Genomic DNA, 22,657 nt, shown 5'->3' with positions numbered 1-22,657 from the left:
AGCTCAAAAATGACCGCGATCCGCGGATGAGTCAGTGCTGCTTCAACTCGCCCGACGCGGCGGCCTGCGGGGCGCGATCGACCATCAGCACCAGCAGGGCGCTGGATGTGCAGAATGTCTTGCCAGTGATGCAGTGGTGGCCGCTCCAGCTTCCGTCGTCATTCTGGATACGGTTGAGGTTCTCGGTCATCTGCTTGTCCCATTTCTCCCAGGCCTGGCCGCCCTGGGCGACCAGTGTCTCGCCAATGTTCATGTAGCTGAGGAACTCCTCGCCGCCGTTGGAGCCGAATCCGGCGACGAACTGCGGATCATCCAGGCGCTGGACGACCGCCTGCGTGGCGGCGGCGAGCTGCGAGCGGTTCTCCTGAATCTGTACGAGCTGCGCCTGGGCCTTGGCGACTTCGTCGGCGGGGCGAGTGGCGGGGGCGGCGACGATCTGCCGAAGCTGGTCCTCGACCAGCCGATTGGCGGCATCGGCTTCCTGAAGCGAGTTGACGTTCGACGCCCGGGCGTACAGCTCCACGCCCGCCGCCCCTTCCATCGCCACTGCGCCCGAGCCGGCCTGGAAGTTGCTCTGTGCGTAGCGATCCGTCCGCATCTTCAGATCACCGGAGACGGCATACCCGCGCTGCATCGCGCGGTTCACCGCCTTGCTGCACAGCCCCTGGGCGATCGTCGGCGCCCAGCCGGCGTTGGCGAAGCCCCCGTCGGCCTGCTGGTTCTTCTCGATCTTGTCCATCACCTTGTCCAGCGCCGCCAGCACCCGCTTGTTCAGGACTCGATCCCCCATGCGATCCTTGACTTCCGCCAGGAGCAGAGCGGCGGCGAAGGTATCGACATAGGTGCCGAGTTTGCTCTGAAGCCGCGTGTTGCGGATGTCGGTGATAAACAGGGAATCGGCGTCGGCCTTCTCGACGTGAGCGCAGACGAACTCGACGCCGCGGCGGATGTGGGTGGCGTAGGGGCCATCGCTGGGCGTGCTGCCGCTGCGCAGCAGCGCCAGGCACGCCACCGACGTGTCGGCCACATTAGCGCTGCGTTCGATCTGCTGGCCGCTGGAACGCATGTGCTGCGACTCCTCGCCGGCGCCCCAGCCGCCGTTTTCGAGCTGCTGCTGCGCAAGCCAGTTCAGTCCCCTGCTGGCGTTTTCGCTGAGCGGCTTGGCCTGGACAGGCCGGGTCGTCGGCTGTGTCGCGGGGGCTGTGGTTGGCGCGATCGCGGCGCGTTGGGGTGTTTCCTGTGAGCACACAGCGGAAACCGCGACGCCGCCAAGCAGCAGCGCCGCCAGCATTGCTGATCCAGCTCCGGTGATTTGTCTCATGGTTCGACTCCTCTTGCGGGTGTCGGTCGAGTGACGAATTAACGGATTGGACGCAGCCGCTGCATGCAGGTTCCCGCAGGTTGTTTTTCTTCAGAACCAGCCGGCGGATCGTGGCGGGCCTTGGCTGAAGTCACGGTGCTGGTGTCTCATCTCTTGCCCGCCTTGTTCAGGCTTTCCAGAAGTCCGGCGATGGTCATCTGGAGAGTGGGGTGGACGACATCAGGGGCTATTTCACACAGCGGTTCCAGCACGAACCGCCGCTCGTGCATCAGCGGATGCGGGACGATCAGCTCCTGGCTGGAGATGATCTGGTCGCCGTAGAGAAGCAGGTCCAGGTCGATCGGGCGGGGGGTCCACTTTGCGCCGGCGCTGCGCTCTCGGCCAAGCGATCGTTCGATCTCGATCATGCGATGAAGCAGGGCGTGCGAGCCCAGTGTGGTACGGATTTCGGCGACGGCGTTGAGGAACGGCGGGGCGTGGTCGCCCATTCCCTGGGCCGGGTTTTCCAGCAGGCTGGAGACGCGAGTGATCTGGATGCCCGGGGTTTCAGCCAGCGCCTTCAGGGCGTTGCGGATGTTCTGTTGGCGATTGCCGAGGTTGGCCCCCAGCGCGATGTACGCGGTGATCTGAGAGTTGAGCCGCATACGATCGGTCCTTCTGTGGCCATGCTAGAGACAACCTCTGGCTGCGCCAAGCAGCGCACAAAGAGCGTGCCACCGATGCCATCGCCTGCGCGAATAGCGCTTGCACGGGCGAGGACGCCCGTGACACAAAGGTCTGGTCTACAGGGCCGGTTCCGTGGACAATGCGCACCTGCCGCGTCAACTGGTCGTTATCTATGATGAGGATACCACATGAGTAGCGGCACAATTGCCTACTTCTCAATGGAGATTGCCCTGGAAGCCGGGATGCCCACGTATGCGGGTGGCCTGGGGGCGCTGGCGGGCGACACGATTCGCGCGGCGGCAGATCTGAAGCTTCCTCTGATCGCCGTCAGTCTTCTGCATCGCAAGGGCTACTTCCATCAGCGCCTGGACCCCGGCGGCTGGCAGCGGGAAGAGCCTGTCGAGTGGCCAGTGGATGACTTTCTAAGCGAGCAGTCCCAGCGCGCGAGTGTGACCATCGAGGGCCGGACAATCCATCTGCGCGCCTGGCGGTATACGGTGCGCGGAGTCTCTGGTTTTGAGCTGCCGGTCTACTTTTTGGATGCCGACCTGCCTGAAAACAGCGAGGCGGACCGGACGCTGACGCATTACCTGTATGGCGGGGATGCCCGCTACCGGCTGGCGCAGGAGATCATTCTCGGCATCGGCGGGGTGCGGATGCTGCGCGCACTGGGTTACGAGGAGCCGGCGCGATTCCACATGAACGAAGGGCATGCCGCCCTGCTGACGCTCGAGCTGCTCAGCGAGCAGGCGCGCAAGGCCGGCAGATCCGCGGCCAGCGTGGAGGACCTGGAGGCCGTGCGGCAGCGGTGCGTGTTCACCACGCACACGCCCGTGCCAGCAGGGCACGACAAGTTTCCCCTGGACATGGTTGACCGTGTGCTGGGGCATCGTCCGGAATTGCAGGCGCTCAAGAACGTGCTGTGCTGCGACGGCCAGCTCAATCTCACGTATCTGGCACTGAACCTGAGCTGCTACGTCAACGGCGTGGCCAAGAAGCACAGCGAAGTGTCCCGGCTGATGTTCGCGGGCTACGCCATCGATGCGATCACTAACGGCGTGCATGCTGCCACGTGGACGGTGCCGTCGCTACAGCAGTTGTTCGACCGTTACCTTCCGGGCTGGCGGCAGGACAACTTCAGCCTTCGTTATGCCGGGAGCATCCCGCTGCCGCAGCTATGGGAAGCCCATCGGCAGGCCAAGCGCCGCCTGCTTGGGGAAGTGAATCGGCGGACCAATCAGGGAATGGACATGGACGTGCTGACGCTGGGTTTTGCGCGGCGTGCGACGGCCTACAAGCGCGCCGACCTGCTGTTTACCGACCTGGAAAGACTGAAGCAGATGTCGCAGTCGGTTGGACCCGTGCAGGTGGTCTACGCCGGCAAAGCCCATCCCCAGGATCATGAAGGCAAGGAGCTGATCCGGCGCGTTATCCAGGCCGGGCAGGCGCTGCGCCCGCACGTCAAGGTTGCCTACATGGAAAACTACGATGTGGAGCTGGCGAAGCTGATCACGGCGGGCGTGGACGTGTGGCTGAACACGCCTCAGCCGCCTTTGGAAGCCTCGGGCACCAGCGGAATGAAGGCGGCGCTCAACGGCGTGCCGAGCTTGAGCATCCTGGACGGCTGGTGGATCGAGGGACACGTCGAGGGAGTGACCGGCTGGGCCATTGACAGCGGTAGTCCCGCTGGTGGTGATGATCGGTCACGGGATGCCCGCGCCCTGTACGACAAGCTGGAACAGGTGGTCATTCCGCAGTTCTATCGGGATCGAGAACGGTTCCAGAACGTCATGCGCCACGCCATCGCGCTCAACGGCTCGTTTTTCAACGCACACCGCATGCTGCACGAATATGCGATCAAGGCCTATTTCTGTTAGTGCGTGCTGGCGGCCCGGCGGACATCGCCTGGGCGGAACTCACCGGCTTTCGATGATCGTCTCGTGCTCGATCTGGCGGTTGGGGGCGCCGCTTTTGTTCGCGGGCGGTGTCGGGGCGTAGTGGAAGATCGTGCGGAACTGAAATCCATCGATGGGGCGGGCGATCAGGTCGGGCAGAGGCGCGCCGCCACGCGGGCTGAACAGAAGCTGCTCGGAGTTCATCAGTCGCCCCTGGGCGTCCAGGAAATAGACTCGCGGGTCGGTCTCGGTGCTCCACTGGACCTGGCCTTTGCTGTAGCGCAGGCGCAGTCCGCCGGCGATCAGGTAGTCGCGGAACTGAACCGCGTCCTCAAAGCGCTGCTCTCTGGCTTCGAGCATCACCAGCATGTCGCCCAGAATGCGCTGATATTCCAGGAAAGTGGCTTGGGGCGTGGGCTGAAGCGTTCGGGCGTATTCCACGAAGCGATCCTGGAAGCCGTCAATGTTGTCGGAAAAGGCGGCGACGAAGGCGTCGGGCGCACTGTGCCCGGCATGCAGCAGCCTGAGCATCTCGACCAGCCTGGCGCGGTACTTGGGCCGGCCGGATTCGTCCGGGGCAAAGACCAGGAAGTGGACCATGCCCCAGGCCTGACTGTAGTGGATCGCGGCGCGGGCAGGGTCGGCCAGTGCCTGATTCCACTGCTGGTCGGTCATGGTGAGGATCCTGCGGAAGTCGATGAGATTCTGGTTGGCCAGATCGTGCTGCAATTGCCGCAGGCGTCGAGGGGGCACCTGTCCAATGATGAACTGACGGCCGGTCCAGAGTCCTTCCTCGAAGACCTGCGCGATGCCCTCATTCAGCCAGGCGGGCAGGTTGGGGCCGATGACGGTATAGGCAAACTGGTGGAAGGCTTCGTGCTGGAGGGTTCTTCGCAGGCCGTCGCGTCCCTGGCCTTCGAGGAAGCCGGCGAGCAGGTTTCGCCGGGGGATGAAGACCCCGCCGGTGTTGGGCAGCCGATCTCCGGTGAACTCTGAATAGTCGCTGCGAAGCGTGAAAAGATAAACCTGGAAGCGGTTCTGGTTGGGCGTATCGGCGCCGAAGCTGGCCAGCCGAAGCGAGTACTCGCGGTACATCGCTTCCATCCGCAGGGCAAGATCCTCCGCCAGTCGCTTATCCAGGTCGGTGTGGATGCGGTAATGAGGCGTATCAAGCGTCCGCATCTGCGCCCACGCGCAGACCGGCCACAGCAGACACACGGCACACACCCGGCGAATCAAAGCGCGAAGGTTCTGCGATGACTGCATCGGTAATGCCTTTGTATCCTTGCGATCCCTGTGGCCGTTGTGTACCTCGGGTCTTTCGTTTTTACGCTACAGGATTATCATCGTCCAACTTTAGCCTCAGCGTTGGTGACCATGCAGGAAGCAAGTGAATCGTCGGACAATCCCCGCAGTGAGGGAATCAGCGAATACGAGCGCGAGCGGCGGGCCAAGCTTCAGAAGCTGCGCGAGCTGGGAGTGGACCCGTACGGCCAGCGTACGGACGGGATCCGTCCACTGGCCCAGATCAAGGCATCGTACCGCCCGGAAATGGGGCATGATTCGGGCCCGGTGGTCAAGGGGGCCGGGCGAATCATGCTCAAGCGCGACATGGGCAAGCTGAGCTTTCTGACCCTTCGGGACGAAAGCGGCGACTTGCAGGTGGCGCTGGACCGCAAGCGGCTGGACGACAGGGCCTGGCAGGTACGCAATCTGCTGGATCTGGGCGATCAGATCGTCGTGGAGGGTCCGCTGGGCGCAACCAACCGCGGGGAGATCACGATCTGGGCTACGGCGCTGATGCTGGGCGCCAAGGCGCTTCTGCCCCCGCCGGCCAAGTGGCAGGGGCTGGAGAACCTGGAGCTGCGTTATCGCCAGCGTTACGTGGACCTGTGGGCCAACCCGGAAGTGATGCGGACGATGAAGCTGCGGATCCGGGTGGTGGAGGAGATCCGCAACTTCCTGCGCGGGCGCGGGTTCGAGGAGGTCGAGACGCCGATGATGCAGCCGCTGCACGGCGGAGCCGCGGCGCGGCCATTCGTCACCCACCACAACGCGCTGGACATCGATCTGTACCTGCGGATCGCGCCGGAACTGTACCTAAAGCGCTTACTGGTCGGGGGATTCTCCCGGATCTTCGAGCTGAATCGCAACTTCCGCAACGAGGGCATCAGCCCGCGGCACAACCCCGAGTTCACCATGCTGGAAGCCTACGAGGCGTATGGCTCGTGGGAGACGATGGCGGAACTGGTCGAAAGCATGATCTGCCACATCGCCCAGAGCGTGTTCGGCACGCTTCGGATCCGGCACCCCAGCGGACGCGAGATCAACCTCGAGGGCGACACGAGCAAGCCGCCGGGCTACCGCTGGCGACGCGTGCGAATGGTTGATCTGGTGGAGGAGCGGACAGGCTGGCGGTTCGATAAGCGCCCGTTGCAGCAGGTCAAACCCGAATTGATCGAGCAGTTTCGTCATAAGGGTCAGAAGGCGACCTTCGACGTGGGCGCGCGGCCAGTACCCACGTCGCCGGCCCCCAAGGACATGCCGATCCTGGGCTACACGCCGGCCGAACAACTGGTGGAGGTGTATGAGAAGCTGATCGAGCCGACGCTGATCGATCCGACGTTCGTGACGCACGTGCCCAGCGTGATCATCCCGCTGGCGAGGGAGAACCAGGAGGATCCGTATTTTGCGGACGTGTATGAGCTGGCGATCAACGGGGTGGAGATTTCGCCGGGCTACAGCGAGCTGAACGACCCGGACAAGCAGCGGGAGCATTTTGCGCATCAGGTTGGGGAGAAGGAGGAGCAGCACAGGGTCGATGAGGACTTTCTGACGGCCCTAAAATATGGCATGCCTCCCGCGGGCGGGATGGGTTTGGGCGTGGACCGGCTGATGATGATGTTCACCGGCGCCCAGAGCATCCGGGACGTGATCCTGTTCCCCCTGATGCGCCCGGACGGGCGCGACCCGTGAAAGAGGCGAGTCGGATCATCCATGCATGCGAGTTGACCGAATCGGAGCAGCGGCAATTGCGCCGGCGCAAACGAGGACGACGATGAAACAACCAAAGCCCAGGCAGCGATGGGGCCGGGTGTCCGCCGCCGAATTGGCGGAGGCGACCCGGGAGTCTGACACACCGCTGTGTTTTTCACGTCCAGGACCGCTGAGCAGTGAAGAAGCCGCTGTTGAGTCAGCTCGTGAAGCGGGGATTGCGACGCGAACTTGCCATCACCGACTGAGTTCGGTCCATTGATCGATGTACAAACTCCACCTCATTCTCAAATACCTCCGCAAACGCCGCATCGCGTGGGTTTCGCTGATCGCAGTGATGCTCTGTACGGCGATGGTGCTGGTGGTCATCTCCGTGATGGGCGGATGGCTGCGGATGTTCAAGGAGTCGTTTCACGACATCACCGGCGACATTGTGATCTCGCGACGATCGCTTACGGGATTTCCGTACTATCAGCAGATGATCGAGCGGATCGAGCAGCTTCCGGAAGTGTCGGCGGCGGCGCCGACGCTCCAGACCTTCGGACTGGTCAACATCAATAACAGCATCCGCGACGGGGTTCAGGTGATCGGCCTGCCGCTGGAGAAGATCCAGAACATCACCGGCTTTCGCAGGTCGCTGCACCGGCAGTACGAACAGCTCATCGAGCTGGCCAACGACCCGCGGACCACTCCCGCCGAGCGCGCCGACCTGCTGAAGCGCGCCCAGGCGCCGGCGACATTCGACAAGCCCTATCCGCCGGAGTTTTACAGAAGGCTCATGCCTGATGCGAAGGTGGACGTTGCCCGCTGGCCGGGGATGATCGTCGGCGCCGGGGTCGTGGGGATCGGCAAGAACGAGAAGGGCCAGATCGAGCGCCCCGAAGGTCTGTATCGGGCATGGGTGAAGCTGGGGGTGCTGGGATTGTCGGATGAATCGGCGTCGCTGGACGTGAGCGACAAGGTCGAGCGCGCCTACTGGATCGTGGACGACAGCCGCACGAAGGTCTGGCAGTACGATTCCAGCACGGTGTACGTTCCGTTCGACGTGCTTCAGAAAGACCTGCGGATGGACGAACAGACGGTGACCGACGCAACGACCGGGCGAACGATCATCGAGCCGGCGCGCACGACCGAGATTCGTGTGGGGCTTAAACCTGGCGCAGACCTGTGGGCCGCCAGGGAAAAAATCGCCCGCATCGTCGATGATGTGATGGCGGAAAAGGAGATGGAGTTTGCGATGGATCCGGTTGTGGTCAAGACCTGGCAACAGCAGAACGCCAAGTTCATCGGCGCCGTCGAGAAGGAAAAGGTGCTGGTGACGTTCCTGTTCGGGATCATCAGCATCGTGGCGATTTTCCTGATCTTCTGCATCTTCTACATGATCGTGGTGGAGAAGACCAAAGACATCGGGATCATCAAAAGCGTGGGCGCGACCAGCGGCGGAGTGGCGCAGATCTTCCTGGGCTACGGGCTGGCGATCGGGATCGTCGGCAGCGCTCTGGGACTGCTGGCCGGATACCTGATCGTCCACAACATCAATGAGCTGCATACGTGGATGGGCCGGGTGATGGGCGTTCAGGTGTGGAACCCGGAGGTGTATGCGTTTGACATCATTCCCAACACGATGAATCCGCCGGAAGTGGTGGTGATCGTGATCGTGGCGGTGATCGCGTCGGTGATCGGGGCACTGGTACCGGCGATGCGCGCCGCGAGGCTGCATCCGGTCGAGGCGTTGCGGTGGGAGTAGAATGGGAACCTCGGATGAACACGGATAAGCTCAGGTGTTCTGCTTGCCTCTCACGACCGTCGCGTTCGTGCCGGGGCGGGCGGCACGGGCGCGACGCCCGCGACGGGACCTGCATATCTGTGTCCATCAATGCTCGTCCGTGGTTCAATTGAATCGATGTCGCAACTTGCAGCACAACCCTCGCAGGCGATTCGCAGCGACGCGACGATTCTGCGCGCCGTGGGCGTGAAAAAGACGTTCCGCATGGGCGAAAGCGAGGTGCGCGTGCTCAAGGGCGTGGACCTTGCGGTGCGCAGCGGCGAGTTCGTGGCCATCGAGGGCCGCTCCGGCTCCGGAAAGAGCACACTGCTGCACCTGCTCGGGGCGCTGGACGAGCCCGACGCCGGCAGCATCCTTTATGATGATCAGGATATCGCCACGCTCAGCTCCACCGCCAAGAGCCAGCTCCGCAACACGCAGTTCGGCTTCGTCTTTCAGTTCTACCATCTGCTGCCGGAGCTGAACGTTCTGGAGAACACGCTTCTGGCGGCGATGGTGGAGCACTCGTGGCTGGCGTTTCGCCGCAACCGGCTGGCGTTGCGACAGCGGGCGATCGAAGTGCTGGAACAGCTTGGCATGGGGCATCGGCTGAAACATCGTCCCAGCCAGCTCAGCGGCGGGGAAAGGCAGCGTGTGGCGATCGCGCGGGCGCTGATGAACCGCCCGCGGGTGTTGTTCGCTGACGAGCCGACCGGTAATCTCGATGCCGAAACCGGCAGGCAGATCATGAAAGTGCTGGAGGATCTGCACCGAAACAGGAACCAGACGATCGTGATGGTGACGCACGATCGCACGATCGCCCGGCAGGCGGATAGAATACTGGTATTGAAAGACGGCCGGCTCGCAGCAGCGGATTGAACTTCAGCCACGCGGCTCCACAGAGCAGGCGATCAGCCGCCTGATCCGCAAATGGATGTGTCAGGGTCATCCATCCGGGCGAGTTTCCAGCCTCTGTGGGTCTGTGGCTGCTTATTTGCATCCAGGGAGTTTGAACATGACCACCGCGCAGGCGCCCGACAAGAAGACCGCCGCGGCCGAGCAGCCGCAGCGCATGCTCAAGATCTGGATCGACGGACAACTCGTCGATAAGGCCGACGCCAGGATCAGCGTTTATGACCACGGACTGCTCTACGGTGACGGCGTTTTCGAGGGCATCCGCGTGTACGGCGGACGAATCTTCGAGTGCGAGGCGCACCTGGACCGGCTGTGGGCCTCGGCCAAGGCGATTCGCCTGACGATCCCCATCTCGCGTGAGGAGTTTCGCGCCGCGATGGAGCAGACCGTGAAGGTCAATGGCTTTGTCGACTGCTACATTCGCGCGTGCGTGACGCGTGGCGTGGGGTACCTGGGGATCAGCCCCGCCAACTGCGCCCGCCCAAGCGTGTTCATCATCGCCGATACGATCACGATGTATCCGCGCGAGATGTACGAGAAGGGGATGGCGATCATCACCGCCTCGGTGATCCGCAATCATCCCAACGCCCTCTCGCCGCGGATCAAGAGCATGAACTACCTGAACAACATCCTGGCCAAGATCGAGGCGATCGACGCGGGGGTGCCGGAGGCGATCATGCTCAACCACCAGGGCAACGTGGCCGAGTGCACGGGCGACAACATCTTCATCGTTCGCGGCGGGCAGGTGCAGACGCCGGGCACCGCCGACGGAATCCTCGAAGGCATCACCCGCAAGGTCGTGCTGGAATTGTGCCGAAAACAGGGCATCCCGTGCGTGGAAAGGACGCTTCAACGGCATGACCTGTACATCGCCGACGAGTGCTTCCTGACCGGTTCGGCCGCCGAGGTCGTGCCTGTGACCAAGATCGACGGGCGGACGATCGGCACCGGACAGGTGGGGCCCGTCACTCGCCGTATCATGGATGCATTCCACAAGCACGTCAGAAGCGCTTGAGCAGAGCTGTGGGGAACAAACTTCGCATCATCGTCGGCGGGATGGTGGGGCAGTATCCGCTCGGTGGCGTGGCGTGGGATTACTTCCACTATGTCCTGGGGCTGCACGAGCTGGGCCACGAGGTCTACTACCATGAAGACACGTGGGTCTGGCCGCTGGATCCGCTCAAGGGTTATCCGGTCGATACGCCGGACCACAGCGTCCGCGTCATTCGCGATTTCTTCCAGACGTACGCTCCGCAACTGGCCGACCGATGGCATTACCTGCTGCTTCACGAAACCAGCTACGGCATGACGCGCCGGCAGTTCGATGAGGTCGCGCGCACGGCCGACGTGTTCCTCAACGTCTCCGGGGCCTGCTTTTTCCCCGACGAGCTGAACCCCAACTGCATCAAGGTCTTCCTCGATACCGATCCAGGGTACAACCAGATCGTCATGCATGAGCGTCCGGCCTGGTCGCACCATGTTGACCGCTGGATCAACCAGGTTCGCAGCCACGACCGGCACTTTACGTATGCCGAGAACATCCACGGTCCTGACTGCATCATTCCGCGGATGGGGATCAACTGGATTCCGACCCGCTGCGTGGTGACGCTGCCGCAGTGGGAGAAGATTCGCAACACCCCGCCGCCGAAGGATGCTGCCTTTACCACGGTGATGAGCTGGAGCTATTTCGGCGGGCCGCTGGTATACAAGGGGGTGGAGTACGGCGCCAAGGCGCCGGAATACGAGAAGTTCCATGATCTGCCGAAACACGTGAAGGTGCCACTGGTGCTGGCGGTAGGGGGATATCATCAGGATGCCGAACGGATCAAGGCCGACGGGTGGCGATGGCTGGACGCGCGGCCCATGAGCCTCACGCCTCACAGCTACGCCAAGTTCATCGAGCAGAGCCTGGCGGAGTGGTCGATCGCCAAGAACGTGTATGTGGCGACGCGCAGCGGATGGTTCAGTTGCCGCACGGCCTGTTATCTGGCAGCGGGCAGGCCGGCGGTGGTCCAGGAGACCGGCTGGAGCCGGTTCATCCCCAGCGGCGAGGGGGTGATCGCGTTTGAGACCAAGCAGCAGGCGGCCGACGCGATCCACGAGGTCGTGGCGCATCCCGAAAAGCATCGGGCCGCCGCATATGAGATCGCGCGAGAATACCTCACGCCGCAACGCGTGCTCACGAAGATGATCGACCAGATCTTCTGCCCCCCGTCACCGCCGCCGACGGCCAACCAGCAGCCGGACTTTCAGCAGGGCGGGCAATGAAGATCGTGCTGGGCGGCTACATCGTCGGCTATCCGCTGGGGGGCATGACCTGGCATCACCTCAATTACATCCTGGGACTGGAATCGCTGGGGCATGAGGTTTTCTTCCTTGAGGACAGCGGCGACTGGGCGATGCCGTACAACCCGCTCAAGCAGAGCTGCGAGCCGGACAGCACCTACGGGCGGGAGTATCTGCGGCGCAGCTTCGCCGACTTTGGCGTGCGGGCGCGCTGGTGTTACTACTCGGAATTTGAAGACCGATACTACGGCGCGACGCGCGATGAGCTGCATGATGCGCTGCGGGAGGCTGATCTGCTGTTGTGCGTCAGTGGTGTGACGCCGCTGCGGCCACAGCGCCCGCGGCCCAGGCGAACGGCCGTCATCGACACCGATCCGGTCTTCACGCAGCTCAAGCTCGCGCACAACGCGGTGCTGCTGGACTACTATCGCAGCTTCGACGCCGTCGCGACGTTCGGGCGGCTGATCGGCTCGGCGCACTGTCCGCTGCCGGCGCATGGCCTGCGGTGGATCCCGACGAATCAGCCGGTGGCGCTGGACCATTGGCCAGTCGTGCCGAACAGCTCGCGCGCGTTCACGACGATCGGCAAGTGGGAGCACGCCAGCGGGCGACACGTCGAGCTGGCCGGGCGAACCTACCTCAGCAGCAAGAGCGAGTCGCTGCTGGCGATGATCGAGCTGCCGCGGCGGGTGAGTTGGGATATGACCCTCGCCATCAAAGGCATGCCCCAGGACATCGAAAAACGGTTCATCGACCACGGGTGGAAGATCATCGATCCAGAGGCCGCCAGCGCCGACTGCCAGGCGTTTCGACGATTCGTGCAGTCGTCGGCGGGGGAGTTCACGGTGGTCAAGGGGATTTACAGCGGCATCCCGAGCGGATGGTTCAGCGACCGCGGCGCCTGCTACCTGGCCAGCGCCCGCCCGACCGTCTATCAGGACAGCGGCTTTGAGCGGTGGCTGCCGACGGGGCAGGGAGTCTTTTCGTTCACGTCGATCGAGCAAGCGGCCGACGCGCTGAATGCCATCGCCGCCGATTATGATGCTCATGCTCGTGCCGCGCGCCGCATCGCCGAGGAGCATTTTGATGCCCGACGCGTGCTCAGCGAGCTTCTGGCCGCTGTGATGTAGCCAACCGCGCAGTCGCGGACGCTGCCTGTTGAGGGCCTGTGCCTGCATCCGACGTGCTCAGGCGTGTGGCTTGAGCACGACCTTGATGCATCCATCTCGCTTGTGCTTGAAGATCGCGTAGGCGTGCGGGGCCTGATCCAGCGGCAAGGTATGCGTGATGACGAAGCTGGGGTCGATCTGGCCGGCGAGGATTCGCTCCAGCAGGGGGCGCAGATAGCGCATGACATGGGTCTGTCCGCTGCGCATCGTCAGCGACTTGTTCATGAACGGCCCCATGGGGAACTTGTCGATGATGCCTGCATACACGCCCGGGACTGAAACGGTGCCGCCCTTGCGGCAGCAGTTGATGCACTGCCGCAGCGCGTGAGCCTTGTCGCTGACCATGAAGGTCTTGACGGCCAGGGCGTCGTACCAGGCGTCGAGTGTGGCACCATGGGCTTCGGAGCCGACGGCCTCGATGCAGGCATCCGGCCCGCGTCCGCCGGTCAGGTTCAGCAGTTTTTCGTAGATGTACTCATCATCCATGTTGATGGTGATCGCGCCGGCCTGCTCGGCCATGCGCAGGCGCTCGGGGACAGAGTCGATAGCGATCACTCTTTCGGCGCCCAGCAGGAAACAGCAGCGGATCGCGAACTGTCCGACCGGGCCACAGCCCCAGACCGCGATCACGTCCCCGCCGTGGATGTTGCAGTTTTCCGCCGCCATGTAGCCGGTGGGCAAAATGTCGGAGAGGAAGATGGCCTTTTCGTCGGGCAGTTCGGGCGGGACTTTGATTGGCCCGACGTCGGCGAAGGGCACGCGCGCGTACTGCGCCTGCCCGCCAGCGTAGCCGCCGGTCAGGTGGCTGTAGCCGAAGATCCCCGAAGGGCTGAAGCCCATGACCTTTTCAGCCATCCAGGCGTTGGGATTGGTGTTGTCGCAGCAGCTCCACAGCTCGTGCTTGCAGTACCAGCAGTTTCCGCAGGCGATGGTGAAAGGGACCACGACGCGGTCGCCGACGTTGATCTTCGAGCGATCCACGCCTGGGCCTACTTCAACGACTTCGCCCATGAATTCGTGGCCGAGGATGTCGCCTCGCCGCATGGTCGGGATGTATCCGTCGTACAGATGAAGGTCGGAGCCGCAGATGCACGTGGAGCTGATCCTGATGATCGCGTCGCGGGGGTTGGTGATCTTTGGATCGGCGACGTTCTCGACCCTGACGCTGTTCTTTCCACACCAGGTGACGGCTTTCATGGGATCGTCCTTGAAATGGTGGTTTGCGGGTTGAAGCTGCTGATGAATCGGATGGCATCATCGACAGGCGCCGCGCGGCTGTCCCTGGGTGGTGGGGATCTCGCCTGCCTCCATCAGTTGTTTGAAGCGGCGGAGGTCCTGCCGAATCTGTTGCTCGGGCGCCTTGCCGAAGAGGCTGGCGATGAGGGAGCCGAACTTTCCGGCGGGCGGAATGTAATCGAGCACGACGTGCACTTCGGTGCCGCGATCACCGGGCGCGCTGACGAAGCGCACCGAGCCGGCGTTGTCCACATCCGTCGCGCCCAGCGACCGCCAGGCAATCAGCGTGTTCGGTTCCTCGTTGATGATCTGCGCGTCCCATTGCACGGTGAATCCTGCCGGCGCCCTGGCCACCCACTGCGAGCGGCTGGCATCCAGGCACTTGACCGATTCCAGGTGCTGCATGAATCGCGGCAGGTTCTCGAAATTTCGCCAGAACTGAAAGAGCTCCTCGGCCGGGCGGTTGACGGTGACACAGTGCTCGACGTGGATGCCATGGGTGAAATACTGCTCGGGTTCGGCTGGCCCCTGGGACTCGGCGGAGTTTCGTCCGATGGCGGCGTTGAGCGGGCAGTAGCCGGTGAAGCCGCGGTACAGCAACATGCCTCCCAGCCCTGCCAGCGCCAGGCCGCTGAGCCTGCCGCGTGCCAGGCCGAACAACGCCACAGCGCTGCCGCCAATCATGGACCACATTCGTTCCGTGTTGGACACATTGATCTGACGCGACTTGTCCGGTTGTTCGTGCTCGATCCCGGGCTGTGCGAGCAAATCGGCGACAGTCGTTGGACGCTCGGTACTCAGCGTGGTCATGTCTGTTGCTCCTGATCGGACGCGGTCAGGCTGTCGCTGTCCCGCGTGCATTCTGTCGGTCCGGTGCGGCGCGGCGACGCAGAACACAGCCACCGCCAGGGGCGGCGTGTTGGCAGAACTTGGCCAGCAAATCGCCGACCAGAGTTGCAGGACGCGACTCGTTGGCTGAGACGCCGGGGACTGGCGGATGCCTTAAGAGGCGGCAGTCGCTGGCAACAAGTTGCGCAGGCGATCCCAGTACATCACCACAAGCACGATGATCAGAACGAGGATGCCTATGGCGATCCATCGTCCGGTGTGGTGCTCCGGGGGAAACTCGCCGCGATGCGTGCTGTGTGCAGGATGAGCCTCAGGAGCCTCGGCCTGGGGCTGCTCGCGAACCTGTTCGATGTGAAGGACGTCGATGCCCGCCTGATTGGCCTGCCGTTCGGCGGCGGCGCGGCTGGTGGCCTCCAGCTCGATGGTTACCCTGGCTCCGGTGTCGTGCCGGGCCCCGCTGATCCGGTATTTCATGTCCGGCCTCCGATGCGATAGGACCCATCAGGATACTCGCGGCGACGGGTTGAAGGAATCGGATTGAGACGATCAGCCGCAGCCGGCAGAGCGGCGAAGAATCTTGACAGTGCCGTCGGGGCTGTGTAACACTACCCCATGGAACACCCCAAGATCATCTACGACGCGATCACCTTCGATGATGTCCTGTTGATTCCTGCGCGCAGTGATTTCATTCCTTCCGACGCTGATACGCGCACTCGCCTGACCCGGGCCATCGAATTGAACATCCCGCTGGTCAGCGCCCCGATGGACACGGTGACGGAGTCGGCGCTGGCGATCGCGCTGGCTCAGGAAGGCGGCATCGGAATCATTCACAAGAACATGTCGGTGCAGAACCAGGCCAGGGAGGTGGAAAAGGTCAAGCGTTCGGAGAACGGCGTGATCGTGGATCCGATCACCTTGCCGCCGACGGCGACGATTGGAGAGTGCCGGCGGATCATGCGCGAGTACAACGTCAGTGGCATCCCGATTGTCGAAGGCGGTTCGGGGTTGCGGACTGCCGGCCCGGGCGAGAGGCCGCGACACGATGGCCAGCCGCCGCGGCTGCTGGGGATTCTGACCCGTCGCGACTTGAAGTTTCAGGAGGACGATTCACGCCCCGTCGCCGAGGTCATGACCAAGGAGAATCTGGTCACGGCCCATCCGGATACGACCTTGGACGAGGCCGAACGCATTCTTTACAAGGCCAAGGTCGAAAAGCTGCTGCTGGTCGACAATCAGAATCGGCTGGTGGGGCTGATCACGATGCGTGACATCGACAAGTTGCATCAGTTCCCCAACGCATGCAAGGATCGTCGTGGTCGCCTGCGGGTGGGGGCGGCGACGGGGGTGCACGACTATGAACGGGTCGAAGCGCTGATCCGTGTGGACGTGGACGTGGTGGTGGTGGATACGGCACACGGGCATTCCAAGAACGTTCTGGAGACGGTGCGAGAGATCAAAAAGAACTGGAAGATCCAGGTGATTGCCGGGAACGTGGCTACCGCCGAAGGCGCCAAAGATCTGATCGACGCCGGGGTTGACGCGGTGAAGGTGGGGATCGGTCCCGGGGCGATCTGCACGACGCGGGTGATCTCGGGAGTGGGGGTTCCGCAGATCACGGCGATCATGAACGCGGTGAGCGTGGCGGATCCGGCGGGCGTGCCAGTCATCGCCGACGGCGGGATTCGCCATTCCGGGGATATCACCAAGGCCATCGCCGCCGGCGCCCATACCGTCATGATGGGCTCGCTGTTCGCCGGGCTGGATGAATCTCCGGGCGAGCTGATTATCCATCAGGGACGGCGCTATAAATCCTACCGCGGCATGGGTAGCATGGGCGCGATGATCCAAGGCTCCAAGGATCGCTACGGGCAGGCGGATGTCGGGTCTTCCAGCAAGCTGGTGCCTGAGGGCGTCGAGGGGCGCGTGCCTTACCGGGGGCCTCTGGGAGATTTCGTGTATCAGCTCGTCGGCGGGCTTCGGGCGGGGATGGGGTACTGCGGCACGCGAAACATCGAACAGCTTCGGCGGGAGTCGCGCTTCTGCCGCGTGAGCAACGCCGGGGTGATCGAAAGCCATCCGCACGACATCACGATCACCAAGGAATCGCCGAACTACACGGTCGAATACGCCGACGAGGCAAAGATGCGGTGAAGCCGATGCGAGGCAGCACGAAAGCAAAGCATCAGGCGGAAATGGGCGGATGCCGCGGTGGACAGCGCGCGCACGCACCGCGGCGGCCGTTGATGTCATCAGCTCACCGCTTGCTGGGTCCGATAGCTGTTTTGATCTGCATGGTTTTGCCTGGCTGCGCCGATAGTAGCAAACCGACGACCCGGCCAATGACCATGCGCCAGCGTCAGGATGCCGCTCTGCGCGATCCGTTCAGCTACGGGCCGAGCGTCAACGGCAAGACCGCCGAGAGCGGCAGCAACAGCGAATGGCCAACGGTCACGGGCGGCAAGACCGGCGAGTTGGATAAAAAGGCGCTGAAACGGGATCTGGATCGCGTGTTCAATCCGTGATGATCCGTGCTCAGGAGTCGAAATACACAAACAGACGAGGGCGTCGTATGGGAAGCAGGCGAATGGTCTCAGCGGGCGTGGCGATGGGGTTGGCAGGGATACTGGTGTGCGGCGGCTCCGGGTGCAAGGGCGACTCAAAGATGTCCATGCCCGGGATGTCGATGAAGTGCCCCGTGCAGCGGATTCGAAACGCCCCGCCAGACATGCCCGGCGACGCGCCGCTGCTGGTGGACCAGGCGATGCAGATTCGCGACTGGGATCGTTCCACCGCGCTGTACGCCAACGGCGACACCATCGCCGGCAACACCGGATTCTGGTATCAGCCACGATGGTATCAGCCTGAGTGGGTCTACCCGATGATCGAGACGCCGTTGTTTGTCGGCCAGACGCTGGCGTTGCCGGTGACGCTGGCGATCCAGCCGCCGTGGAAACAGGTGCGTTACACCGGCGTGACGATGGAGCCGACGTACACCGCGATGCCGCCGCTGCCGCAGCCCGGCGGTGTCAATGCGTCGCCTGCCGAGGCTCAACCGCAACAGTCACCACCGACGCAACCGTGAGAGCGACGTGTTGCGCCACTGAACAGCCGTTGAAGACTTGCTAGACTATCCGGCATGACTCGCGAACAGATCTGCGCGCTGACCAGTGCCAAGCTTCTGGATGCCCTGCCGAGGCTCAAGCACATCAGGGCCACCATCGGGCTGGACGGGTTCGTCGATGAGATCGTCGAGGTCGTTGACAAGCGACATGACACGTCTCACTACGAGCCGGTGCGCACGATCGAAGCGCTGGCGCGGAAGATCCAGCAGGCGGCAGGGCAGTCCAGCAACTACGAGCTGGTCGTCAAGCAACGCAAGCTAGGGGGCAACGGGCCGATCATGGCCAACGCGCTGGCGTGCATGGGGCTGGATGTGACGTACATCGGCAACCTTGGCTACCCCAAGATCCATCCGGTTTTCGAGGAGTTCGCCAGACGCGCCAAAGTCATCAGCATCGCCGAGCCGGGACACACCGATGCATTGGAGTTTGAAGACGGCAAGCTGATGCTCGGCAAGCACGAAAGCCTGTGCGAAGTCAACTGGGACAATCTGGTCAACCGCGTGGGCCGCGAGAGGCTCAAACAACTGATCGACGGCTCACAACTCATCGGCATGGTCAATTGGACGATGCTGCCGTACATGAGCCGGATCTGGGCCAAGTTGCTGGATGAGATCATTCCCGGCAACGAGCGGCACTCGCGGCATCTGTTCGTGGACCTGGCCGATCCGGAGAAGCGCACCGCCAGCGACATCCTGGATGCGCTGCGCCTGCTGAGCCGCTTTCAGGATCAGGTGGATGTAACGCTGGGGCTGAACCTCAAGGAGAGCATCGAGATCGCCGACGTGCTGGGGCTGAGCGGACGCGGCGACCCGGAGGCGGCGATCGAAGACAACGCGCGGGCAATCCGTGAGAAGCTGAAGCTGGCGTGCGTGGTGATCCACCCCCGCCGATCGGCCGCCGCCGCCACCGAACAGCATTCGGCCACTTTCAAGGGACCGTTCGTCAAGCAGCCGAAGATCAGCACCGGCGCTGGCGACCATTTCAACGCCGGCTTTTGTCTGGGACGCGTGCTGGGCTTCAGCCTGGAAGAATGTCTGTGTCTGGGCGTGGCGACCAGCGGCTTTTACGTGCGCAGCGGCGAAAGTCCAACGGCCCAGCAGCTCGCCGAGTTCGTCAAGGAGCTTCCGCCGCCCCAGGCGTAGCCTTGCCCGTGCCTCTGCCGGTCCGTTGAGCTTGGCCCTGCCACAGCACGAGGGTTCGAGCGGATGGCTATGGGCGCACGTGCTGGAATTGAGCCGAGTGATCCGATAAAACAGTGACCTGAAGCTGGCGGCGGGCTGGACGGAATCGGCCCACAGCGGTTCGCCAGTGGGATCCACGACACCTTCACGCAAGAGGCCAGGGATGGCACGGATCGCAGATTCCTTTCCGTTGTTGTGGCAAGTCAGCATCAGTAGTTGCGGCGTGAGGAAACTGCCGTTGGCCGCGGTGGTGTGGTCCATCGCGTCGATGCTGATTGGTTGCCGGTCGAATCAGGGGGTGGTTGAGCACCTGCCGCCGCCTAATTTCAGCGGCCCGGTGGTGACGGCGCCGCCTGCTGCGCCGCCGGTGGTTGCCAGACCTCAGGCCAGTGCTTCGCCGCCGCTGGCGCGATCCAGCGGTCCGGGTGGTGAGCGGGGCTGGATCCCCCCGACGTCGCCGCGGGAGTGGCGATGGATCGTCATCCATCACAGTGCCACGCCCGCCGGCTCGGCTGCGGTCTTCGACAAGATGCACCGCGACAAGGGCTGGGACGAGCTGGGATACCACTTTGTCATCGGCAACGGCACCGACAGCGGCAATGGACAGATCGAGGTCGGGCCGCGATGGCTCAAGCAGAAGTGGGGTGCCCATGCCAAGACCGCCGACAACCGCTTCAATGACTACGGCATCGGCATCTGCCTGGTCGGCAATTTCGATATCGAACGCCCAACTGCTCAACAGATGCAATCCCTGGCGAAACTGACGGCCTGGCTGATGCGAACCTATCACATTCCGGCCGGTAACGTGCTGGGGCATCGAGACACCAAGCCGACCGACTGCCCGGGCCGGAATCTGAATGTGGCGCAGGTTCGGCGAATGGCGGCGCAGATGCTGGCGGGGTCGGGGCAGGTGAATGGACAGGAGGCGGCAGAAGGATTGGCGGCGGGGCCGGACTCTGCCGCCAACCCGCCGCTCTCGGGTGCCGCAGCGACGCCTGTTCCTGCAAGCCTGGCTTCTCACGCATCCGCACCAGACCCTGGAAGTCTGACGCATTTTCTAAAAACGAAGATGCAAGAATGAAATACAATTCCCTAGTCCCAGTCCCTGTCAACAGGTAAGAACTAGTACATCGGGTACAGGGCTGATTGAGCCGGTACCGCTCACGTCCCAACCACGGAGAGGAGAGAGAAAATGCAGCATCTGCTCCGCTCGCGCCTCACGGCGCGCGTTATGTCATTGGCGACGGCGGGGGTCGTGTCGTCGATGGCCTGCCTCAGCTTCGGCGCCGTCCTGCTGAACGATTCGTTTACCGATGGCAGTCGCCTGGAAACCAATCTGCCCAACGAGTCGGCCGTCTACGTCGGCGTCTCCGGTTCCGATGGAGGCAGCTTCTCGGTCGTGCCGGGCGCACTCCAGAACATCATGGGCACCAGCTCGCGGAAGAACTGGACCTATTTCACCGCCGACCTGAGTGTGCCGGATGGCAATCAGCCCCACAATGCCGTCACGCAACTCAACGTTGGGGAAATCCTCAACGCATCGATGTCGTTCCGGCTGCCCAACGGGGCGACCAACAACCCGGGCAGTGCCGGGCGCGATTTCCGCTTCGGCATCTTCCACGATCCGACCGACCCGCGGGTGCAGGTTGACGTCAACAGCGACGGCGGAGGCGGCACGGCGCCTTGGACCGATGCGCTGGGATATGCCGTGCAGATTCCGCTGAACAGCAACCCCACCAACACCACGGCGCTGTTCCAGGTCGGCAAGCGCACCACGAGCAACACAAGCCTGCTTGGCAGCGGCGGGGCGTATACGTTCGCGCCGACCGGCGGGGCACCAGTTGCCGTCGCGGCCAACACCGAATACACGCTGGAGCTTTCGCTCAGCGTCGTCTCGTCTTCTCAGCTTGACGTCACCGCGTCGCTGCGCCAGGGCTCGACCGTCCTGTCCACCTACACGGTCAGCGACACGGGCACGGCCTTCGGAGGCACCGCCATCGGCAGCGGCCTGCTGCCCGGCAGCCAGGGCATCTACCTCAACTTCGATCAGTTGTTCTTCCGCATGTCCAGCAACACCACCGCCTCGCAGGTGGACATCACCAACTTCCGGGTTGAGCTGATCCCCGAGCCGGCGTCGCTGGGCTTGATCGGCCTGGCAGGTCTGGCGCTGGGTCGTCGTCGCCGCGCCTGACCGGCGGTTGTGTGGTATGTTGTAGCAGTTTGATCTCTCGCTCCCGGCTAACCGACTCCCCAGCCGGGAGTTTTTTTGCGCTACGGCTGCGGTGTACGTTGATACACGCGCACGTAATCGATCAGAAACTTTTGCGGGAAGATGCTGTCATCGATTCCACGCCGGCCGCCCCACATCCCTCCGATCGCCAGATTAAGCTTCAGGAAAAAGGGCTGATCGAACGGCCAGGTGTCGGCATTGCCCTGGCCGTCGTTGTTGAAAGTGAAGTACTTCTGATCATCCACGAAGAAGTCGATCTTCTGCGGGTCCCACTCGATGGCGTAGACGTGGAAATCGTCGTAGGGCCGGTCGATGGTGATGGATCCGCCCTTTTCCGTGCGTTTGGTGTGGTTGTAGGCGCGGGTGTGCACCGTGCCGTGAATCTTGTGCGGGTCGTAGCCGACATTTTCCATGATGTCGATTTCCCCGCACGCCGGCCAACCCACCGTCGAGATCGAATCCGAGAGCATCCAGATGGCAGGCCAGGTGCCGCGCCCGGTGGGCAGCTTGGCGCGAACCTCGATACGTCCGTAGAGCCACTGTGCCCGGCCGCGCGTGTGCAGGCTGGCGGAGGTGTATTCGGCGAACGTGTCCGGTTTGCCGGGGATTGGGTAATGCTCTTTCCTGGCCTCGATCACCAGGCATCCGTCTTCGACGCGTGCGTTCTGCTGGCGACCATCGGTGTAATACTGCGATTCGCGATTGCGGATGTAGCCGACTTCATACTTCCACCTGGCCGGGTCCGGCGCCCCCGGCACGTCAAATTCATCGGCCCATACCAGCTTCCAGCCGGCCGAATGAGACGGCCCGGAAGCGGGCATTGTCGCCGCCGCCAGCATGGCGCCCACGGTAAGCAGGATCAAGCTCATCGTGAGGATGATACCCGATCGGCCCCGGAAAGCGACGCGAAGGCACACGGGGACCTGCGCGTACCGAACATCGCCTGCGCCTTGAATCTCCCAGGTGTGTCGGGATGCCGCCACCGACCAGGCCGGCCTGCAAAGGCCGGCCTGCGGGTGTGTCGCTTG

The 22,657-nt window shown here is 63.1% G+C and carries 20 protein-coding genes; 13 read left to right on the top strand and 7 right to left on the bottom strand.

The genetic code is table 11. From position 1 onward, the window contains the following. Positions 1-31 precede the first annotated feature (31 nt). A complete protein-coding gene (locus ACQS5P_RS21480) occupies positions 32-1,321 on the bottom strand; it encodes a hypothetical protein (RefSeq protein WP_428938668.1) in 1,290 nt (429 codons plus the stop codon). A gap of 146 nt (positions 1,322-1,467) precedes the next feature. Beyond that, positions 1,468-1,965, bottom strand: coding sequence for a 2-amino-4-hydroxy-6-hydroxymethyldihydropteridine diphosphokinase (gene folK, locus ACQS5P_RS21475; protein WP_428938667.1), 498 nt, complete (start codon positions 1,963-1,965; stop codon positions 1,468-1,470). Between the two features lie 210 nt (positions 1,966-2,175). Between folK and glgP the strand changes: the two genes are divergently transcribed. Beyond that, positions 2,176-3,864, top strand: a complete 1,689-nt coding sequence (gene glgP, locus ACQS5P_RS21470; RefSeq protein ID WP_428938666.1) for an alpha-glucan family phosphorylase — start codon at positions 2,176-2,178, stop codon at positions 3,862-3,864. A gap of 39 nt (positions 3,865-3,903) precedes the next feature. On the opposite strand, the gene ACQS5P_RS21465 is transcribed toward glgP, so the two are convergent. Then, on the bottom strand, positions 3,904-5,148 hold the full coding sequence (locus ACQS5P_RS21465) for a DUF1570 domain-containing protein (RefSeq protein ID WP_428938665.1): 1,245 nt from the start codon (positions 5,146-5,148) through the stop codon (positions 3,904-3,906). 111 nt (positions 5,149-5,259) lie between these two features. Between ACQS5P_RS21465 and lysS the strand changes: the two genes are divergently transcribed. The 6 genes from lysS to ACQS5P_RS21435 all read left to right on the top strand — a co-directional run bounded on the left by lysS (position 5,260) and on the right by ACQS5P_RS21435 (position 12,972). Continuing rightward, entirely contained in the window at positions 5,260-6,858 is a 1,599-nt protein-coding gene (gene lysS / locus ACQS5P_RS21460) for a lysine--tRNA ligase (RefSeq protein WP_428938664.1), read from the top strand. Between the two features lie 283 nt (positions 6,859-7,141). Then, complete coding sequence (locus ACQS5P_RS21455; protein WP_428938663.1) at positions 7,142-8,623, top strand: ABC transporter permease; 1,482 nt, start codon at positions 7,142-7,144, stop codon at positions 8,621-8,623. Between the two features lie 156 nt (positions 8,624-8,779). Next, positions 8,780-9,520: an ABC transporter ATP-binding protein gene (locus tag ACQS5P_RS21450; protein ID WP_428938662.1), complete on the top strand. Its 741-nt coding sequence runs from the start codon at positions 8,780-8,782 to the stop codon at positions 9,518-9,520. 193 nt (positions 9,521-9,713) lie between these two features. Next, complete coding sequence (gene ilvE, locus ACQS5P_RS21445) at positions 9,714-10,571, top strand: branched-chain-amino-acid transaminase (protein WP_428941052.1); 858 nt, start codon at positions 9,714-9,716, stop codon at positions 10,569-10,571. Positions 10,572-10,579: 8 nt separating this feature from the next. Continuing rightward, positions 10,580-11,824: a glycosyltransferase gene (locus tag ACQS5P_RS21440; RefSeq protein ID WP_428938661.1), complete on the top strand. Its 1,245-nt coding sequence runs from the start codon at positions 10,580-10,582 to the stop codon at positions 11,822-11,824. Further along, positions 11,821-12,972: a hypothetical protein gene (locus ACQS5P_RS21435; RefSeq protein WP_428938660.1), complete on the top strand. Its 1,152-nt coding sequence runs from the start codon at positions 11,821-11,823 to the stop codon at positions 12,970-12,972. The genes ACQS5P_RS21440 and ACQS5P_RS21435 overlap by 4 nt, the downstream gene beginning before the upstream one ends. Before the next feature lie 57 nt (positions 12,973-13,029). Here ACQS5P_RS21435 and ACQS5P_RS21430 read toward each other — a convergent pair whose 3' ends face one another. The 3 genes from ACQS5P_RS21430 to ACQS5P_RS21420 form a co-directional block, all read right to left on the bottom strand. Continuing rightward, the gene (locus ACQS5P_RS21430) at positions 13,030-14,208 is read right to left on the bottom strand and encodes a zinc-dependent alcohol dehydrogenase (protein WP_428938659.1); all 1,179 of its coding nucleotides are present in this window, start codon (positions 14,206-14,208) and stop codon (positions 13,030-13,032) included. Positions 14,209-14,265: 57 nt separating this feature from the next. Further along, on the bottom strand, positions 14,266-15,057 hold the full coding sequence (locus ACQS5P_RS21425; protein ID WP_428938658.1) for an SRPBCC family protein: 792 nt from the start codon (positions 15,055-15,057) through the stop codon (positions 14,266-14,268). 192 nt (positions 15,058-15,249) lie between these two features. After that, positions 15,250-15,570, bottom strand: a complete 321-nt coding sequence (locus tag ACQS5P_RS21420; protein ID WP_428938657.1) for a hypothetical protein — start codon at positions 15,568-15,570, stop codon at positions 15,250-15,252. Positions 15,571-15,708: 138 nt separating this feature from the next. On the opposite strand from ACQS5P_RS21420, the gene guaB reads away from it, so the two are divergent. From guaB to ACQS5P_RS21390, 6 genes are all read left to right on the top strand, one after another. Next, positions 15,709-17,247, top strand: a complete 1,539-nt coding sequence (guaB, locus tag ACQS5P_RS21415; protein ID WP_428938656.1) for an IMP dehydrogenase — start codon at positions 15,709-15,711, stop codon at positions 17,245-17,247. A gap of 5 nt (positions 17,248-17,252) precedes the next feature. Then, positions 17,253-17,618 carry a hypothetical protein gene (locus ACQS5P_RS21410; RefSeq protein ID WP_428938655.1) on the top strand — a complete coding sequence of 122 codons (366 nt, stop codon included), beginning with the start codon at positions 17,253-17,255 and terminating at the stop codon, positions 17,616-17,618. A 47-nt stretch (positions 17,619-17,665) separates the two neighbouring features. Beyond that, positions 17,666-18,178 (top strand): hypothetical protein, encoded by a 513-nt coding sequence (locus ACQS5P_RS21405; RefSeq protein WP_428938654.1) that lies wholly within the window; start codon positions 17,666-17,668, stop codon positions 18,176-18,178. A 54-nt stretch (positions 18,179-18,232) separates the two neighbouring features. After that, positions 18,233-19,360, top strand: a complete 1,128-nt coding sequence (locus tag ACQS5P_RS21400; protein ID WP_428938653.1) for a PfkB family carbohydrate kinase — start codon at positions 18,233-18,235, stop codon at positions 19,358-19,360. Positions 19,361-19,622: 262 nt separating this feature from the next. Next, positions 19,623-20,480: a peptidoglycan recognition protein family protein gene (locus ACQS5P_RS21395; protein ID WP_428938652.1), complete on the top strand. Its 858-nt coding sequence runs from the start codon at positions 19,623-19,625 to the stop codon at positions 20,478-20,480. A 111-nt stretch (positions 20,481-20,591) separates the two neighbouring features. After that, on the top strand, positions 20,592-21,590 hold the full coding sequence (locus ACQS5P_RS21390; protein ID WP_428938651.1) for a PEP-CTERM sorting domain-containing protein: 999 nt from the start codon (positions 20,592-20,594) through the stop codon (positions 21,588-21,590). Between the two features lie 80 nt (positions 21,591-21,670). Here ACQS5P_RS21390 and ACQS5P_RS21385 read toward each other — a convergent pair whose 3' ends face one another. Continuing rightward, entirely contained in the window at positions 21,671-22,498 is an 828-nt protein-coding gene (locus ACQS5P_RS21385; RefSeq protein ID WP_428938650.1) for a glycoside hydrolase family 16 protein, read from the bottom strand. Positions 22,499-22,657 lie beyond the last annotated feature (159 nt).

This window comes from Fontivita pretiosa, assembly GCF_050410795.1.
In the GTDB taxonomy this organism is placed as follows: domain Bacteria; phylum Planctomycetota; class Phycisphaerae; order Tepidisphaerales; family Tepidisphaeraceae; genus Fontivita; species Fontivita pretiosa.
Note: the sequence above shows the minus strand (reverse complement) of the source record. Positions and strands in the feature narration are given on the sequence as shown.